This window comes from Pseudomonas fluorescens group sp. PF-69 (assembly GCF_054481235.1).
In genome coordinates, this window is the sequence record NZ_JBTMNC010000001.1 from 5,019,435 (window position 1) to 5,036,222 (window position 16,788).

14 protein-coding genes are annotated in these 16,788 nt (G+C 61.9%); 6 read left to right on the forward strand and 8 right to left on the reverse strand.

Features of this window, described 5'->3' with window-relative positions; translation table 11 throughout:
• Nucleotides 1-126: 126 nt before the first annotated feature.
• The 4 genes from efeO (ACX3YF_RS23740) to efeU all read right to left on the reverse strand — a co-directional run bounded on the left by efeO (ACX3YF_RS23740) (nucleotide 127) and on the right by efeU (nucleotide 4,913).
• Nucleotides 127-951: an iron uptake system protein EfeO gene (gene efeO / locus ACX3YF_RS23740; protein WP_130210332.1), complete on the reverse strand. Its 825-nt coding sequence runs from the start codon at nucleotides 949-951 to the stop codon at nucleotides 127-129.
• A gap of 22 nt (nucleotides 952-973) precedes the next feature.
• Nucleotides 974-2,272: an iron uptake transporter deferrochelatase/peroxidase subunit gene (gene efeB, locus ACX3YF_RS23745; protein WP_458974415.1), complete on the reverse strand. Its 1,299-nt coding sequence runs from the start codon at nucleotides 2,270-2,272 to the stop codon at nucleotides 974-976.
• A gap of 18 nt (nucleotides 2,273-2,290) precedes the next feature.
• Nucleotides 2,291-3,490: an iron uptake system protein EfeO gene (efeO, locus tag ACX3YF_RS23750; protein ID WP_458974416.1), complete on the reverse strand. Its 1,200-nt coding sequence runs from the start codon at nucleotides 3,488-3,490 to the stop codon at nucleotides 2,291-2,293.
• Between the two features lie 565 nt (nucleotides 3,491-4,055).
• Nucleotides 4,056-4,913: an iron uptake transporter permease EfeU gene (gene efeU / locus ACX3YF_RS23755; RefSeq protein WP_458945136.1), complete on the reverse strand. Its 858-nt coding sequence runs from the start codon at nucleotides 4,911-4,913 to the stop codon at nucleotides 4,056-4,058.
• A gap of 303 nt (nucleotides 4,914-5,216) precedes the next feature.
• Between efeU and ACX3YF_RS23760 the strand changes: the two genes are divergently transcribed.
• The 6 genes from ACX3YF_RS23760 (at nucleotide 5,217) to ACX3YF_RS23785 (ending at nucleotide 12,130) form a co-directional block, all read left to right on the forward strand.
• Complete coding sequence (locus ACX3YF_RS23760) at nucleotides 5,217-6,233, forward strand: AraC family transcriptional regulator (protein WP_458974866.1); 1,017 nt, start codon at nucleotides 5,217-5,219, stop codon at nucleotides 6,231-6,233.
• Nucleotides 6,234-6,399: 166 nt separating this feature from the next.
• Nucleotides 6,400-8,064, forward strand: coding sequence for an AMP-binding protein (locus ACX3YF_RS23765; protein WP_288098072.1), 1,665 nt, complete (start codon nucleotides 6,400-6,402; stop codon nucleotides 8,062-8,064).
• A 16-nt stretch (nucleotides 8,065-8,080) separates the two neighbouring features.
• A complete protein-coding gene (locus tag ACX3YF_RS23770; RefSeq protein ID WP_458974417.1) occupies nucleotides 8,081-8,842 on the forward strand; it encodes an SDR family NAD(P)-dependent oxidoreductase in 762 nt (253 codons plus the stop codon).
• An 11-nt stretch (nucleotides 8,843-8,853) separates the two neighbouring features.
• On the forward strand, nucleotides 8,854-10,047 hold the full coding sequence (locus tag ACX3YF_RS23775; protein WP_130209899.1) for an acetyl-CoA C-acyltransferase: 1,194 nt from the start codon (nucleotides 8,854-8,856) through the stop codon (nucleotides 10,045-10,047).
• A 167-nt stretch (nucleotides 10,048-10,214) separates the two neighbouring features.
• Entirely contained in the window at nucleotides 10,215-11,342 is a 1,128-nt protein-coding gene (locus ACX3YF_RS23780) for an acyl-CoA dehydrogenase (protein ID WP_458974418.1), read from the forward strand.
• A gap of 14 nt (nucleotides 11,343-11,356) precedes the next feature.
• Nucleotides 11,357-12,130: an enoyl-CoA hydratase gene (locus ACX3YF_RS23785; protein WP_130209895.1), complete on the forward strand. Its 774-nt coding sequence runs from the start codon at nucleotides 11,357-11,359 to the stop codon at nucleotides 12,128-12,130.
• Between the two features lie 159 nt (nucleotides 12,131-12,289).
• On the opposite strand, the gene ACX3YF_RS23790 is transcribed toward ACX3YF_RS23785, so the two are convergent.
• From ACX3YF_RS23790 to ACX3YF_RS23805, 4 genes are all read right to left on the reverse strand, one after another.
• Entirely contained in the window at nucleotides 12,290-13,441 is a 1,152-nt protein-coding gene (locus ACX3YF_RS23790) for an acyl-CoA dehydrogenase family protein (RefSeq protein ID WP_130209893.1), read from the reverse strand.
• A 3-nt stretch (nucleotides 13,442-13,444) separates the two neighbouring features.
• Nucleotides 13,445-14,551, reverse strand: coding sequence for an enoyl-CoA hydratase/isomerase family protein (locus ACX3YF_RS23795; protein ID WP_458974419.1), 1,107 nt, complete (start codon nucleotides 14,549-14,551; stop codon nucleotides 13,445-13,447).
• 160 nt (nucleotides 14,552-14,711) lie between these two features.
• The gene (locus ACX3YF_RS23800; RefSeq protein WP_196585650.1) at nucleotides 14,712-15,419 is read right to left on the reverse strand and encodes an HPP family protein; all 708 of its coding nucleotides are present in this window, start codon (nucleotides 15,417-15,419) and stop codon (nucleotides 14,712-14,714) included.
• A 160-nt stretch (nucleotides 15,420-15,579) separates the two neighbouring features.
• On the reverse strand, nucleotides 15,580-16,758 hold the full coding sequence (locus ACX3YF_RS23805) for an MFS transporter (RefSeq protein WP_458974420.1): 1,179 nt from the start codon (nucleotides 16,756-16,758) through the stop codon (nucleotides 15,580-15,582).
• Nucleotides 16,759-16,788 lie beyond the last annotated feature (30 nt).

Consider the following 16,788-nt stretch of genomic DNA (forward strand, 5'->3'; position numbering starts at 1 on the left):
GGCTGACGCCATCGCGGGCAAGCCCGCTCCCACAGGGTTTGATGCCGATCACGTCATTGTGGTTTGACTCAACAATCCGTGGGAGCGAGCTTGCTCGCGATGAGGCCCTTCCAGTCGCTACTGCATTCAGTTCAGCCCCAGTTTCCCACGCAAGGTCGACAGATCCTCAGCCAGTGTATTCACCGGCCCGACCAGCGCCTTGCGGTCGTTTTCACTCACCTTGTCGTAAGTCTCGAAACCGCCGCCCGCAGTTTTGTACTTGGCCAGAATCCGGTTCACCGTGGCAAAGTTCTTGTCGACTTTGGCGATGAATGCCGCGTCCTGTTTTTCGATTGGCGGGCGGAACAGGTCGACGATTTTCTTCGCGCCGTCGATGTTGCCCTGGAAGTCATAGAGGTCGGTGTGGCTGTAGCGATCTTCTTCGCCGGAGATCTTGGTGGCGGCCACTTCTTCAAGCAGCGCAGCGGCACCGCCGACGACTTTTTCCGGCGGGAACGTCAGGCCGGCGACGCGGGTTTGCAGGTCTTTGATGTCTTTGTCCAGACCGTCGGCCAGTTCGCCCAGTCCCTGGGTGCTGTTTTGCGAAAACAGCGCGTATTCGATGCGGTGAAAGCCGGTGAAGTCTTCAGCTTTCACGCCTTTCTCGTGGTCATCGACGCGGGAGTCGATGGACGCGTCGAGATCACTGAACAGCTCGGCAATCGGCTCGATCGATTCGTAGTAAACACGGGTCGGCGCATAGAGTTTTTTCGCGGTGGCCAGATCACCTTTTTTCACCGCATCGGTGAACTGCCGGGTGTGGCTGGCCAGTTCATCCAGTTGTTCGGTGACGTAGATCTTGTAGTCCGAAATCGGCTGCACCAGCTCCAGCGGCGCCGTTGCCGCGAAAGCCGCAAGCGGTGTGGTGAGCAAGCCGAGGGTCAGCAGTAACGCGAGTGGCGACTGTTTCATGGGACGGTTCCGTGTTGGGTGGTTACGCGGTTGTTGTGGGTTGTGTGGCGTCGAGCAGTGAGCGACCGATGAAATCCTTATCGCCGGTGACACCGGGCAGGGTGAAGAAATAGCCGCCACCGACCGGCTTCAGGTACTCCTCCAGTGGCTCGCCGTTGAGTCGGGTTTGCACGGTGATAAAGCCTTTCTCCAGGTCGGCCTGGTAGCAGATGAACAGCAAGCCCATGTCCAGCTGGCCGTTCTTGTTCACGCCGTTGGAGTAGTTGAACGGCCGGCGCAGGATCAGGTTGGCCTGGGTCGTGGCGGTGCGCGGATTGGCCAGGCGGATGTGCGCGTCGAGTCTGGTCAACTTGCCATGCGGGTCCTTGCTGTAGTCCGGCACTTGCGACTCATGGGTGCCGCCCATGGGCGCGCCGCTGCTCTTGACCCGGCCGAGAATGCTTTCCTGTTCCTGCAACGGTGTGCGATCCCAGCGCTCGACGAAGTTGCGGATGATCCGCACCGCCTGATAGCTGCCGTTGACAGCCCAGGCCGGCTCGTCGCAGCCGGGTTGAATCCAGACGATGCTGTCCATGGTGTTGGCATTGTTGGAATCGGGGTTGGCCGAGCCGTCACGAAAGCCCAGGAAGTTGCGCGCGCTCTGAGCTGGCACACCGGGTTTTGCCGGGGCCTGGGGCGGCACGCTGCCTTCCTGTTTCCAACGCACCAGCAGCAGATCCGGGAGATTTTTCACGATGTCGCGCAAGGCGTGGATGTTGGTGTCGGTGGTGTTGGAGCAGAACTGCAGGCTCAGGTCGCCGTGGCAGCAATCAGCCTCCAGCGCATCGTTGGGAAAACCGATCATGCGCGTCAGGCGCTTGGGCTTGGCATTGGCCAGACCGAAGCGCTCATCGAACAATGAGGCGCCTACCGACACGGTGATGGTCAGGTTATCCGGGGTCACAATCGGGCCGAGAATGCCCGAATCCATGGGTGGCAACTTCGGGTCGACCTGGGTGACCGGGCCGCCCTTCATCAAAAAATCGATGCGTTGGTTTAGGGTGCGAAACAGTCGCTCCAGATCCTCGCGATCGCTGGCCAGCACATCGAACGACACCAGCATGCCGGACGCCGGGCGCGGGGTGACGATGCCCGTCTGGTGTTTGCCGTGGAATTCGTGGCGGTCTTGCGTGTGGTCGCTGCTCGGCGCCTCGGTGACTTGTGCGGGGCTGGCGGCCATGGCCGGGCAGCTCAGCGCGGAGCCGGCCAGGGCGACACCAGCAGCACCCATGCCCATCAATACCCGGCGCCGCTGGAGGTTGAGTTGTTCTGAATCGTTCATTGATCAGTCGTCTTCTGCTTAGAGGCCGGAAAGGCCAAGGGCGGGGTCGATTCCATCGAGTGCAGCGGCCAGTGCCTTGGCCTTGTCGGCGATCTGTTGGCGTTGCGCTGTGCCGACACTGTCGTAGCTGGCGTAGCCGTCGTTGACCTTGAAACCGTTGAGCTCGGTGTCAAACGCGCTGAGCGCACTGTCGATCTGCGGCAGCAGGTCGGCGGCGGATTTGGCCAGCAACGGACGCAACAGGTCGACGACCTTGCGTGCGGCGTCGAGATTGGCGGCGAAGCCATTCAGATCAATGTGGCTGTAACGTTCTTCTTCACCGCTGCGGGCGCGCACCTCGGCGATGCCGTTGAGGTTGCGCACGACAAGGCTCACCAGTTGCTCCGGTGGCAGGGACTGGGCCAGCAGCTGTTGCTTGAGGGTGGTCACGTCCGCTAACAGGCGCTGAGAGACCGGTGCCAGGCCGTCGAGGTTGCGTTGCTGGAACAGCGCGTATTCGAGGCGATGGAAACCGACGAACCCGGGGTCTTGCTCGCGTTGTTCGAAGTAATCGGCACGGGCGTTGATCCCGTTGTCCAGCTCGGCCAGGCGCTGGGCGGCCGGGGCCAGGCGTTGATACGCGGCTCGGGCCGGCACGTACAAGGCTTGGGCCTGGCTGAGATCGCGGGCTGCAATGGCTTGCTCAAGGGCGGTGACGGCTTTGATCAGCGCTGTGCCCTGGCTGCTCAGGTACACACGGAACTCCGACAACGGCCCGACGAACGCCACCATCGACGGCCTGGCCTTGGCCGCCGCTTCGGAAGCCGCTGTCGGCGTGAGGTGCAAGGTGCCGCGCGGGTTGCTCAGCAGACCGCAGGTGATGGCGTAGTTGCCGGGCAACAGGTTGGCGTTGATCACTTGGCTCAGGCCGGGTGCGATGTTTTCCCGCTCTTCGACTACCAGCACGCCATCGAGGATTTCCCATTCGACGGCACGATCGGATCGATTGACGATGCGGAAGCGGGCATGGCCGGCCGGAACCGTCAGGGCATTCGGCTCGCAGCTGTGCGTGTCGATGGTCACCAGGACTTCGTCGTGGTTGGCCTGGCGCTTGTCGGCGGCGATTTTCGAGGCGTAATAGAGCAGGCCACCGGCAGCGATCATCACGATCACCGAGCCGGCCACCGCCCAGCGCAAGGCGCGGGGACGGGAAGCCTGGGTGGGGGGTTGATTTGGCATGGTTGCCCTTACTGGCTGGAAATGGAGGAAGACTGTCTGGCTGGTTATTCGAACGAATCCTGTGGGAGCGAGCCTGCTCGCGAAAAATCTGCGGGCACCGCAGGACAACCGGTTTTACGCGTTATCGTTGACGTCCATCGCGAGCAGGCTCGCTCCTACAGGAGGATGACAGCGTTCTACCGCCGTCATTTGAAACACCACCGTCCCTTGTAGGAGCGAGCCTGCTCGCGAAAAACCTGCGGGCGCCGCAGGACATCCGGTTTTACGCGTCATCGTTGACGTCCATCGCGAGCAGGCTCGCTCCTACAGGAGGGTGACAGCGTTCTACCGCCGTCATTTGAAACACCACCGTCCCTTGTAGGAGCGAGCCTGCTCGCGAAAAACCTGCGGGCGCCGCAGGACAACCGGTTTTACGCGTCATCGTTCACGACCATCGCGAGCAGGCTCGCTCCTACAGGAGGATGACAGCGTTCTACCGCCGTCATTTGAAACACCACCGTCCCTTGTAGGAGCGAGCCTGCTCGCGAAAAACCTGCGGGCGCCGCAGGACAACCGGTTTTACGCGTCATCGTTCACGACCATCGCGAGCAGGCTCGCGCGTACGGGTGTTCGCAATCGGCGCGGGGGGTGGCCGGAAGAACATCACCAGCGCCACGATCAGATAAATCAGATAGGCACCCAAAGTGCTGACCGTCGGGGCGTCCTGGTAACCGAACATGCCGGCCAGCACCGACCCCAGCGGACCGTCCACTGGCAGTGTCGTGCTGATGTCGAAGAGCACGGTTTGCAGGTGATTCCACACCCCGGCCTCGTGCAGCGCCTGCACCGAGCTGGCGAGAATGCCGGCCGCCACCACGAGGATGAACAGGCCGGTCCAGCGGAAGAACGCGCCGAGGTTCAGACGCATGCTGCCGGTGTAGATCAGCCAACCAACGATGATCGCCAGGACCAGACCGAGCAGGGCACCGATCGGGGCCGCCGGACCTTCGCTTTGCTGGAACACCGCGAGCAGGAAGAACACTGTTTCCAGGCCTTCGCGGGCCACGGCGAAAAACACCATGGCGATCAGGGCGGTGACCTGATGCCTGGAACCGGTCAGCGCCTGATCGAGGGAGGCGTGCAACGAGTGCTTGATCGAACGCGCCACTTTGCGCATCCAGAACACCATGGAACTGAGAATGCCGACCGCCACCAGGCCGACCACGCCCTCAAACAGTTCCTGCTGTTTCTGCGGAAACTCGGCGCTCACCAGTTCCAGGCCACCGCCCACCAGCAGGGCGAGGGCGGCGGCGAGGAACACGCCGATCCACACGGCGGGCATCCACTGGCCACGGCCGGTCTGTTTGAGGTAGCTGGCGATGATGCCAACGATCAACGCGGCTTCGATGCCTTCGCGCAGCATGATCAGAAAAGGAACGAGCATTCAGCACCGTGGGGAATCAGATAAGGTGCGAATTTGTAACATAATGACACTCATTCGCACATGCTACCGATTGGCATTTGGCTGAACCTGAGTTGAACGATCCCGAAGATCAACCCGTCCCCTGTAGGAGCAGCCGGTCGACGCTCGACTCTCGCGATGGAGGTCAGGGCACCGCGTTCATCCAGGCAACCCACGTCATCGTTAACCTCCATCGCGAGCAGGCTCGCTCCTACAGGGGGCGCAGCGTTGGCGGCTGCGCTACTATGCCCACCACTCGAACAAGAACAGGGTTTGCCTCGCTCCATGGCGGAAAAAGACACCATCTCCATTCAACTGGTGCGAGAAGCGCTGTTGCAAAGTTGCGCCCCGGGCGTTGCCACCGAAGAGGTGTTGATCAAGGTCGGCATCGATCCGCTCCTGCTGCACACCAGTGATGCACGGGTACCGGCCACCGCTTACGCCCGGTTGTGGCGTCTGTTGGCGCGGCGCGGCGATGACGAGTTTTTCGGCATGGACCCGCGCAAGCTCAAGTCCGGCAGCCTGGCGTTTCTTTGTCGCTGCGCCATGGTCCAGCCGAGTCTGGCGGCGGGCCTCACCAGTGGCCTGAGCTTCTTGTCACTGATGCTCGAACACCTGCCCGCGGAACTGGTTCGCCAACAAAGCCTGGCGGAAATCGTGCTGCTGGAAGACGAACAGGCGCCGCGCCGGGCGTTCACCTATTTCACCTACTGGATGATCGTGCATGGCGTGGCCTGCTGGCTGGCGGGGCGGCGGATTCCGATCCTGGCCATCGAATTGCGCTGCTCGCAACCGGACTTCTGCGACGACTATCAAGTGATGTTCTCCGAAAACCTGCGATTCGACCGTCCACGCACGCGGATGATTTTCTCCGCCGATTGCCTGGACCTGCCGATCAAGCGCAGCGCGGAAGAGCTCAAGCGTTTCCTGGCCCATGCGCCGGCGAACATTCTGGTCAAGTACCGCGATCCGCAGAGCCTGGCCAGCCGCATCAAGCACGATCTGCGGCAACTGCCCGCCGAACGCTGGCCGGAAACCGAAGCCCTGGCGCAACGCCTGTGCATGTCGGCCTCGACCCTGCGTCGGCGGCTGGCCGAGGAAGGCCAAACCTATCAAGGGCTCAAGGACAGCGTGCGCAAGGAACTGGCCATCGTCTGGTTGGCGGAACCGGCCATCAGCTTCGCGGAAATCGCCACGCGCCTGGGGTTTGCCGATGCGAGTTCGTTCTACAAGGCGTTTCGCAAGTGGTCGGGGTCCAATCCGGGGCACTACCGCAGTTTGATTCTCAACGAATCGAGCTGATCCGGTTTTGTTGGTGATTGGGCAGGCGCCACGGCCCCCGGCTCTTGGCCAAACCAGTCACGCAACTTGATAACTTTGACCATTGCCCCACCACCCGCGCAGAGCGAGTATTTCCCTGTTAGTTACGGTTCCCCCAACCTAATAAAAATACAGAGGGATTCTGGCAATGCGCGATTACTTGTCTGCTACATCACAGTTCAATTATCAGCACACCGTCGACGCCGTACTCGCTGGCGATCTGACTGCCCTCAACGCCTGCATCGAGTGCTGCGACCGGCATGCCTTGCCGGGTCGGATCGCGCTGTTCTGGGAAGGCCGCGACGGCACCAGCGCGACCTACACCTTCAGCGACTTGCAGGACAAGGCTGCGCGTTTCGCCAACTTCCTGTTGGCCCAGGGCGTGCAGAAGGGCGACAAGGTCGCTGGCCTGTTGCCACGTAACATCGAATTATTGATTACCGTGTTCGCCACCTGGCGCATTGGCGCGGTCTATCAGCCGCTGTTCACGGCCTTCGGGCCGAAAGCCATCGAACATCGATTGAGCAGCTCAGGCGCCAAAGTGGTGGTCACCGATGCGGTCAACCGCTCGAAACTCGCGGAAGTCGCCGACTGCCCGACCATCGTCACCGTCGGCGGGCCCAAGGGGCAGGGCATCGTCCAGGGCGATTTCAGTTTCTGGGCCGAACTGGCCAACTTCTCCAATGTCTGCGAACCGGTGCTGCTGACCGGTGAAGACCCGTTCCTGCTGATGTTTACCTCGGGCACCACCGGCCCGTCGAAAGCGCTGTCGGTGCCACTCAAGGCCATCGTCGCGTTCCAGAGCTACACCCGGGATGCCGTGGATTTGCGCCCCGAAGACGCCTTCTGGAACGTTGCCGACCCGGGTTGGGCCTACGGCATCTATTTCGGCGTAACCGGCCCGATGTCGATGGGCCACCCGATCACCTTCTACGATGGCCCGTTCACCCTGGAAAGCACCTGCCGGGTGATCAACAAGTACGGGATCACCAACCTCACCGGATCGCCGACGGCTTATCGCTTGCTGATCGCCGGGGGCGACGAGTTCGCCAAGTCGATCAAAGGCAAGCTGCGTATCGTCAGCAGCGCCGGCGAGCCGCTGAACCCGGAAGTGATCCGCTGGTTCGCCGACAACCTTGGCGTGGTCATTCACGACCATTACGGCCAGACCGAACTGGGCATGGTGTTGTGCAATCATCATGGCCTGGAGCACCCGATTCATATGGGCGCCGCCGGTTACGCCTCGCCGGGCCACCGCATTGTGGTGCTGGACGAACAGTACAAGGAACTGGGCGTTGGCCAGCCGGGCATCCTGGCCATCGACCGCAGCCAATCGCCGATGTGCTGGTTCGCCGGTTACGAAGGCGCGCCGACCAAGGCGTTCGTCGGCGACTACTACTTGAGCGGCGACACCGTGGAGTGGAACCCGGACGGCAGCATCAGTTTTGTCGGTCGCAGTGACGATGTGATCACCACCTCCGGCTACCGTGTCGGCCCGTTCGACGTGGAAAGCGCGTTGATCGAACACCCGGCGGTGATCGAAGCGGCGGTCGTCGGCAAACCCGATCCGGAACGCACCGAGCTGGTCAAGGCCTTCGTCGTGATCGGCGAGCAATACCGCGCCACGCCAGAGCTGGCCGAAGAGCTGCGTCAACATGTGCGCAAGCGCCTGGCCGCGCACTCGTACCCCCGTGAAATCGAATTTGTCAGCGAGTTGCCGAAAACCCCAAGCGGCAAATTGCAGCGCTTTATCTTGCGCAACCAGGAAATCGCGAAGGCTCAAGAGGCTGCCGCGAAGAACGTTTCAGCTTGAATCCAAGGAAACAATGATGCAGATCGAAAACAAGGTTTTTCTCGTCACCGGCGGCGCCTCCGGCCTGGGTGCGGCCACCGCTGAAGTGCTGGTTGCGGCCGGCGCCAAGGTGATGCTGGTGGACATGAACGCCGAAGCCGTCGCAGCCCAGGCCCAACGCCTCGGCGCGCAAAGCGTGGTGGCGGACATCAGCAACGAAGCCGCGGCTGAAGCGGCGGTGCAGGCCACGGTCAAGGCTTTTGGCGGTCTCAATGGCCTGGTCAACTGCGCCGGCATCGTGCGTGGCGAGAAGATCCTCGGCAAGAACGGTCCGCACGCGCTGTCCAGCTTCAGCCAGGTGATCAACGTCAACCTGATCGGCAGCTTCAACATGCTGCGCCTCGCCTCGGCGGCGATTGCCGAAGCCGACGCGGACGCCGATGGCGAGCGCGGCGTGATCATCAATACCGCATCCGCCGCCGCTTTCGATGGCCAGATCGGCCAGGCAGCCTATGCCGCGTCCAAAGGTGCCATCGTCAGCCTGACCTTGCCCGCCGCCCGTGAACTGGCGCGTTTCGGCATCCGTGTGATGACCATCGCCCCGGGCATTTTCGAAACTCCGATGATGGCCGGCATGACCCAGGAAGTGCGCGATTCCCTGGCCGCCGGCGTGCCGTTCCCGCCGCGACTGGGCAAACCGGCCGAGTACGCAGAGCTGGTCAGGCATATCATTGAAAACAGCATGCTCAATGGCGAGGTGATCCGTCTCGACGGTGCCTTGCGCATGGCCGCCAAATAAGAGGAATTGTCATGAGCCTTTCCAACGATCCAATCGTCATCGTCAGCGCCGTCCGCACCCCGATGGGTGGCTTTCAGGGCGAGCTTAAAAGCCTGACCGCGCCGCAACTCGGTGCGGCGGCCATCAAGGCCGCGGTGGAGCGCGCCGGTATCGCCCCGCAAGCGGTCGAAGAAGTGTTGTTCGGCTGCGTCCTGTCCGCCGGCCTCGGCCAGGCCCCGGCGCGCCAGGCTGCGCTGGGCGCCGGGCTGGATAAATCGACACGCTGCACCACCCTGAACAAGATGTGTGGTTCGGGGATGGAAGCGGCGATTCTGGCCCACGACATGTTGGTCGCCGGCAGCGCCGAGGTGGTCGTCGCGGGCGGCATGGAAAGCATGTCCAACGCACCGTACCTGCTGGACCGCGCTCGCAGCGGTTACCGCATGGGCCACGGCCGCGTGCTCGATCACATGTTCCTCGACGGCCTCGAAGACGCTTACGACAAGGGCCGCCTGATGGGTACCTTTGCCGAAGACTGCGCCGAAACCAACGGTTTCAGCCGCGAGGCTCAGGATGCCTTCGCCGTCGCCTCGACCACCCGTGCACAGCAGGCGATCAAGGAGGGTCGTTTCAAGGACGAGATCGTGCCGCTGACCGTGACCGTCGGCAAAGAACAGGTGACGATCAGCAACGACGAACAACCGCCAAAAGCCAGGCTGGACAAAATTGCCTCGCTGAAGCCGGCGTTCCGCGAGGGCGGTACGGTCACGGCGGCGAACTCCAGTTCGATCTCCGACGGCGCGGCGGCGCTGGTGCTGATGCGCCGTTCCGAAGCTGACAAGCGCGGCCTCAAGCCGCTGGCGGTGATTCACGGTCACGCGGCGTTTGCCGATACGCCGGGCCTGTTCCCGGTGGCACCGGTCGGTGCGATCAAGAAACTGATGCACAAAACCGGCTGGTCGCTGGACCAGGTCGATCTGGTCGAAGTCAACGAAGCCTTTGCCGTGGTCAGCCTGGTGACCATGACCCAACTGGAAATTCCCCACGAGAAGGTCAATGTGCACGGCGGTGCCTGCGCCCTGGGCCACCCGATCGGTGCGTCCGGCGCGCGGATTCTCGTGACCCTGCTGTCGGCGCTGCGCCAGAAAGGCTTGAAACGCGGTGTGGCGGCCATCTGCATCGGCGGCGGTGAAGCGACGGCCATGGCCGTGGAATGCCTGTACTGACACCGCCCCCCTGTAGGAGCGAGCCTGCTCGCGATGAACGCAAGGGCGCCACGTTTATCCAGGCAGCCCGCGTCATCGTTAACCTCCATCGCGAGCAGGCTCGCTCCTACAGGGGGCAGTGTTTCAGTCAGGTAGTTGTACGAAGGCTTATTTTTTAAGGATTCACCATGATCCCCAATGACGACCAACAACAAATCCGCGACATGGCCCGGCAATTTGCCCAGGAACGGCTGAAACCGTTCGCCGCCGAATGGGACCGCGAGCACCGCTTTCCCAAGGAAGCCATCGGCGAGATGGCTGAATTGGGCTTTTTCGGCATGTTGGTGCCGGAGCAGTGGGGCGGATGCGACACCGGTTACCTGGCCTATGCCATGGCTCTGGAAGAAATCGCCGCCGGCGACGGGGCCTGTTCGACCATCATGAGCGTGCACAACTCGGTGGGTTGCGTGCCGATCCTCAACTACGGCAACGACGAGCAGAAAGAAAGCTTCCTCAAGCCCCTCGCCAGCGGTGCGATGTTGGGCGCCTTCGCGTTGACCGAGCCCCAGGCCGGCTCCGATGCCAGCGGCTTGAAAACCCGTGCACGCCTTGAAGGCGATCACTATGTGCTCAATGGCTGCAAACAATTCATCACCTCCGGGCAGAACGCCGGGGTGGTGATTGTGTTTGCGGTGACTGATCCGAGTGCCGGCAAACGCGGGATCACCGCGCTGATCGTGCCGACCGATTCGCCGGGCTACAAAGTCGCGCGGGTCGAAGACAAACTCGGCCAGCACGCGTCGGACACCTGCCAGATCCTCTTCGAAGACGTGAAAGTCCCGGTGGCCAATCGCTTGGGCGAGGAGGGCGAAGGCTACAAGATCGCCCTGGCCAACCTCGAAGGCGGCCGTGTCGGCATCGCCTCGCAATCGGTGGGCATGGCCCGCGCGGCCTTCGAAGCGGCCCGTGACTATGCCCGCGAACGCGAGAGCTTCGGCAAGCCGATCATCGAGCATCAAGCGGTGGCTTTTCGATTGGCCGACATGGCGACCCAAATTGCGGTCGCCCGGCAAATGGTGTATTACGCTGCCGCCCTGCGTGACAGCGGCAAACCGGCATTGGTCGAAGCGTCGATGGCCAAACTGTTCGCCTCGGAAATGGCCGAGAAGGTCTGCTCCTCGGCGTTGCAGACCCTTGGCGGTTACGGATACCTGAACGACTTTCCGCTGGAGCGGATCTACCGCGACGTGCGGGTGTGCCAGATCTACGAAGGCACCAGCGACATTCAGCGCATGGTTATTTCGCGCAATCTTTGAGAAGGAGTCCATCTGTGAGCTACGAAACGATTCTGCTGGAAACCCACGGCCGTGTAGGCCTCATCACCTTGAACCGCCCGCAAGCGCTGAACGCCTTGAATTCGCAAATCATCGGCGAGCTGAACCAGGCCCTCGATGGTCTGGAAGCCGATTCGAACATCGGTTGCATCGTGCTGACCGGCTCGAAAAAAGCCTTTGCCGCCGGTGCCGACATCAAGGAAATGTCCGAGCTGACCTACCCGCAGATCTACCTCGATGACCTGTTCAGCGACAGCGATCGCGTGGCCAACCGTCGCAAGCCGATCATCGCCGCGGTCAACGGATTCGCCCTGGGCGGCGGCTGTGAACTGGCGTTGATGTGCGATTTCATCCTGGCCGGCGACAACGCGAAGTTCGGTCAGCCGGAAATCAACCTCGGCGTGCTGCCGGGCATGGGCGGCACCCAGCGCCTGACCCGCGCCGTGGGCAAGGCCAAGGCCATGGAAATGTGCCTGAGCGGGCGTTTGATCGATGCCGTGGAAGCGGAACGTTGCGGGATCGTGGCGCGGATCGTGCCAAGCGATGTACTGCTGGAGGAAGCCCTGAAAGTCGCGACGCTGATCGCCAAAAAGTCCCTGCCGATCGCCATGATGGTCAAGGAAAGCGTCAACCGCGCGTTTGAGGTGAGCCTGTCGGAAGGCGTGCGTTTCGAGCGTCGGGTGTTCCACGCAGCGTTTGCAACGCAGGATCAGAAGGAAGGCATGGCGGCGTTTATTGCCAAGCGTGAGGCTGAGTTCCAGGGCAAGTAATGCGGCGCTCTTGCTAACGCCATCGCGGGCAAGCCCGCTCCCACAGTAGGTTTTGGGTGTGCTGCGGATTTTTTTTCGCACCGAAAAACCTGTGGGAGCGGGCTTGCCCGCGATGCTTTTGAGGCGCCCTCAGCTCAGCTACCTCGCTCCTACAGGGCCTCACACCAGGTAGTTCTTCAGTTCCCGCGCAATCACCATCCGCTGAATCTCGCTCGATCCTTCATAGATCTGTGTGATTCGCGCGTCCCGGTAGTACTTCTCCACCGGATAATCTTCCAGGTAGCCATAACCGCCGTGAATCTGAATCGCTGAGGAACAGACCTTTTCGGCCATTTCCGAGGCGAACAGTTTGGCTTGCGAGGCCTCCGACAGGCAGGGTTTGCCGGCTGTCCGCAGGCGCGCCGCGTGCAGGATCAACAACCGTGCGGCGTTCAATTGCATGTGCATGTCGGCCAGCAGGTTGGCGATGCTCTGGTGCTCGATGATCGGCTTGTCGAACTGCACGCGTTCGCGGGCGTAGGCCAGCGCCGCTTCGAAGGCCGCTCGGGCAATGCCCAGCGCTTGGGCGGCGATGCCGATGCGTCCGCCTTCAAGGTTGGACAGGGCGATGGCCAGGCCTTTGCCGCGTTCACCGAGCAGGTTGGCCTCGGGAATGCTGCAGTTGTTCAGGGTCACGGCGCAGGTGTCGGAGGCGCGGATGCCCATCTTGTGTTCAGTGCGATCGACGATGAAGCCCGCGGTATCGGTGGGCACCAGAAACGCCGAGATACCGCGCTTGCCCAGGTCCGGGTCGGTCACGGCAAACACGATCGCCAGTTTTGCCCGTTTGCCGTTGCTGACAAATTGCTTGGCGCCATTGATCACCCATTGACCGTCGCGCAATTCGGCGCGGGTGCGCAAATTGTGCGCTTCGGAACCGGCCTGGGGTTCGGTCAGGCAGAAACAGCCGATGGCCTGGCCGCTGGCCAGATCCGCGAGCCAGGTCTGTTTTTGTTCATCAGTGCCGTAGTTGAGCACCGGCCCGCAGCCCACCGAGTTGTGGATGCTCATGAAGGCGCCGGTCGCGCCGTCGCCGGCCGAGATTTCTTCCACGGCCAGGGCATAGGCCACGTAGTCGACGTAGGTGCCGCCCCATTCCTCGGGCACCACCATGCCCAGCAAACCCAGTTCGCCCATCTTCGCCACCAGGCCATCGTCGATCCAGCCGGCCTTCTCCCACGCCTGGGCGTGGGGGGCGATTTCGCCACGGGCGAAGTCCCGGGCCATGTCGCGGATCATCACTTGCTCTTCGCTCAATTCGATATCGTGCATGACTCAGCTCCCGCTCTCATCGAAACCCTGGAAGAAACTCGCAACGTGCCCGGCGTCCAGCGCCTGCAAGGTAGGCGGGTTCCAGCGTGGTTGTTTGTCTTTGTCGATCAGCAAGGCGCGCACGCCTTCGATCAGGTCGCCGCGCTCGAACCACTGGCGGTCCAGGTGCAGCTCCAGGGCGAAGCATTGTTCCAGGGTCAGACGCCGACCGCGTCGCAACATCTCCAGGGTCACGCCCATGGCCAGCGGAGAGCGGGTTTCCAGCAGGTCGGCGGTGGTCGTGGCCCACTCATGGCTGTCGGCGACCGTCACGGTGCGCAGTTGCTCAACAATACCCGGCACATCGGGCAGGGCGAAGAAGTGATCGATGGCCGGACGCAACGCCGCGAGCGGCGCGTCGGGCAGCTGTTGCACCGCGAGTTTCGCCAGCAGGCCCTGAAGGTCCTTCAGTGGCGTGTCGCGCCATTGCAGTTGATCGAGTTTTTCGTCCAGCGTGGCCAGTTTGCTGCTGTCCAGATACCAGTCGGCGAGGCCGCAATAGAGCGCGTCGGCGGCGCGGATCTGCACGCCGCTGACGCCCAGGTAAATCCCCAGCTCGCCGGGAATGCGCGGCAGGAAGTAACTGCCACCGACGTCCGGGAAGTAACCGATCCCGACTTCCGGCATGGCCAGACGGCTTTTTTCGGTGATCACGCGCAAGTCGGCGCCTTGCACCAGTCCCATGCCGCCGCCGAGTACAAAACCGTCCATCAGGGCCAGTACCGGTTTGCGGTAATGGTGGATCGCCAGATCGAGAGCGTATTCCTCAACGAAGAAGTCCTGGTGCAGGGTGTCGCCGTTCTTGAAACTGTCGTGCAGCGAGCGAATGTCGCCGCCGGCACAGAAGCCTTTCTCGCCGGCACCGCGCAGGACGACTGCGTGCACCTGCGGATCCTGCGCCCAGGCATCGAGTTGGCGCTGCAGGGTGCGGACCATGTCCAGTGTGAGGGCGTTGAGGCCGGTGGGGCGGTTGAGGGTCAGGTGACCGATGTGGTTGCGAACCTCGGTCAGCACGTCGTTTTGCGTGGCATCCATGGACTGTGTCCGCGGAGAAGAAACCTGAGCAGTCATCACTAACTCCCTGCTTTTATTGTTCTTTATTAAGAAGCTCGCGCGCGAGCGATGCAGGATCGTAACAGTGCAAATTTATGATGTACAACCGGGAAATGTGCAGGTGCTTACTGCATTTATGCATGGCAACCATCGACGCCTGTGGCCGACAACGACGTGTTCAGGCGCTGCGGCCCAGTACTTCACCAATACTGCGACGTTTGGCGTGTAACTCACTGGTATGTATCAATTGTTCAAGGTCTTCGGGCGTGACGTCGAAGAACGCCTCCATATCGGCGAGGGCCTTTTTCAGGTCCTCGGCGGTGATCGCCTGGCGGTCAGTTGGCGGATGATCGGCAGGCACCACGGCCACCGGTTCGTTGGCACGCTTGGGGTAACGGATGCGCGTCAGGTTGTTGTAGGCCAGGGCGCAGAACAACATGATCGAGGCACCGAGCATTACCGGGCCGAGGGCTTTCCAGTCCAGGGCAACGGTCGCCGGGTCTGCCAGCACCAGCGTCAAGGCGAGGGCGCCGGCCGGTGGATGCAGGCAGCGCAGCCAGCACATCAGGACCAGGGCCATGCCGGCGGCCAGGCATGCGCTGGTCAAGGTGCGCCCGAGTACGTGCGCCACCAACAGCGCCACCACCGCCGCGCTGAGGTAGCCGCCGAGAATCGACCAGGGTTGCGCCAGCGCCCCTGACGATACGGCGAAGAGCAACACCGCCGACGCCCCTAACGGTCCGATCAGATGTTGTGCCACCTCGATACCGAATACCTGCCCACACAGCCAGACACTGAGCAGGGTGCCGAAGGCCATGCCGATGGCGGCGCGGCTCCATTCAGAGGGGCGGGTGTTGATGGCGGCAGGTAACCAGCGAGCGAGCATGTCGGAGTGCGTTCCCTTGAACAAAATCGAGGAAAAAAAAGGCTTACCGGGGGAAGCCCGGAAAGCCCTTGAAGTTGTTCCAACTGTTGGGGGAGGAACGAGCACAGTGTGCCGGTGATTCCTGATGCTGACAAATTCATATTAATGAAGCTTCAGTTCATTATTTCTGATGTATTGCCACGCGACGCCCGCTCATGAAGCACAGCATCCCGCCGAAGGCTGCGAGGACACTCAGGGCATAAAACATGGTGGGCGCCGGGGTGTGCATCAGCAGGAAGCCGCAAATTACCGGGCTGAGTGCACCGCCCAGGGCGGCCAGGTTTTGTGCGCCGTAATAGCTGCCACGCAGTTCAGCCGGGGCCAGGGTATCGACGAAGAGAAATTCGGCCGGGTAAATGATGATTTCGCCGAGGGTGAAGATGAACATCGCCACGCACCAGCCCACCAGGCTATCGGCCAGGCTGAAGCCGATCAGGCCAAGGATGAACAAAGCCGTTCCGCCGACGATCCAGTGGCGCAAGTGCTCGCGCTTGAGAAAACGCCCGATCTGGTACTGCAACAGGATCACGCTGATGGCGTTGCAGGCGAGCAGGGCCGCCATGACTTTAAGGGTGTTCTGGTCGTCGCTGGTGACCAGCAGGTACTGCGACAGATAAAAGGTAAAGCGTCCGTGCACGACCGTGCTGAGCAGGCAACCGCAGGTGAACATGATCAGGGTGCGGTCGTTTTTCAGGGTGATCAGGGTGTTGAGGAAGCTCTGCGCCTGTCCGATTGCAGGGGGCAGCGCCGGATCCCTGGCAACGCCGGTCAGTAGGAAAATGCTGAAAAAGGCGATGGCGCCGGCGATCAGGAACGGCGCGATCGGATAAATCCCGGCAATCACCACGCCGAGCATCGGGCCGATGGCGTAGCCAATGTTGGTCAGGGTGTAGCTCAGGGAAAACGCCTTGGCCCGTTGGCCCACCGGCAGGTTTTCGCTGAGGATGGCTTTTGAACCGATGAGGAACAACGCCGAAGCGGTTTCGGTGACCACCAGGATGACGGTGGTCAGGTAAAGGTTTTCGGCCAAGGTCAGGAGCACCAGGCCGATGGCACTGGATAGCATCGTCAGGATCAGCAGACGGCGTTTTTCCAGGCGATCGATGATGTAACCGCCGTAGAGCGTGAGCAAGGTTGCGATGAACACCGCGATGCCCAGCAGCAAGCCAACGTCCTGTTGGTTGAGGCCGAGCTTGTTGCTCAGGAACAGCGTGAGCATGGGGCTGGTGATCGCGCGGCTGATGACGATGGTCAGCGAGCAGATCAGCAACCGGCGGATAACGAGGGAGTAAGCGGCCACGGGGTGAATGTCCTTATTCGAAAGCAGGTG

Excerpts from the sequence above, each read along its gene's own strand:
- ACX3YF_RS23780 (WP_458974418.1), top strand. The coding sequence starts at position 10,215 with ATGATCCCCAATGACGACCAACAACAAATCCGCGACATGGCCCGGCAA.
- ACX3YF_RS23790 (WP_130209893.1), bottom strand. The coding sequence starts at position 13,441 with ATGCACGATATCGAATTGAGCGAAGAGCAAGTGATGATCCGCGACATG.
- efeO (WP_130210332.1), bottom strand. The coding sequence starts at position 951 with ATGAAACAGTCGCCACTCGCGTTACTGCTGACCCTCGGCTTGCTCACC.
- ACX3YF_RS23800 (WP_196585650.1), bottom strand. The coding sequence starts at position 15,419 with ATGCTCGCTCGCTGGTTACCTGCCGCCATCAACACCCGCCCCTCTGAA.
- efeB (WP_458974415.1), bottom strand. The coding sequence starts at position 2,272 with ATGAACGATTCAGAACAACTCAACCTCCAGCGGCGCCGGGTATTGATG.
- efeO (WP_458974416.1), bottom strand. The coding sequence starts at position 3,490 with ATGCCAAATCAACCCCCCACCCAGGCTTCCCGTCCCCGCGCCTTGCGC.
- ACX3YF_RS23795 (WP_458974419.1), bottom strand. The coding sequence starts at position 14,551 with ATGACTGCTCAGGTTTCTTCTCCGCGGACACAGTCCATGGATGCCACG.
- efeU (WP_458945136.1), bottom strand. The coding sequence starts at position 4,913 with ATGCTCGTTCCTTTTCTGATCATGCTGCGCGAAGGCATCGAAGCCGCG.
- ACX3YF_RS23760 (WP_458974866.1), top strand. The coding sequence starts at position 5,217 with ATGGCGGAAAAAGACACCATCTCCATTCAACTGGTGCGAGAAGCGCTG.
- ACX3YF_RS23765 (WP_288098072.1), top strand. The coding sequence starts at position 6,400 with ATGCGCGATTACTTGTCTGCTACATCACAGTTCAATTATCAGCACACC.
- ACX3YF_RS23770 (WP_458974417.1), top strand. The coding sequence starts at position 8,081 with ATGCAGATCGAAAACAAGGTTTTTCTCGTCACCGGCGGCGCCTCCGGC.
- ACX3YF_RS23775 (WP_130209899.1), top strand. The coding sequence starts at position 8,854 with ATGAGCCTTTCCAACGATCCAATCGTCATCGTCAGCGCCGTCCGCACC.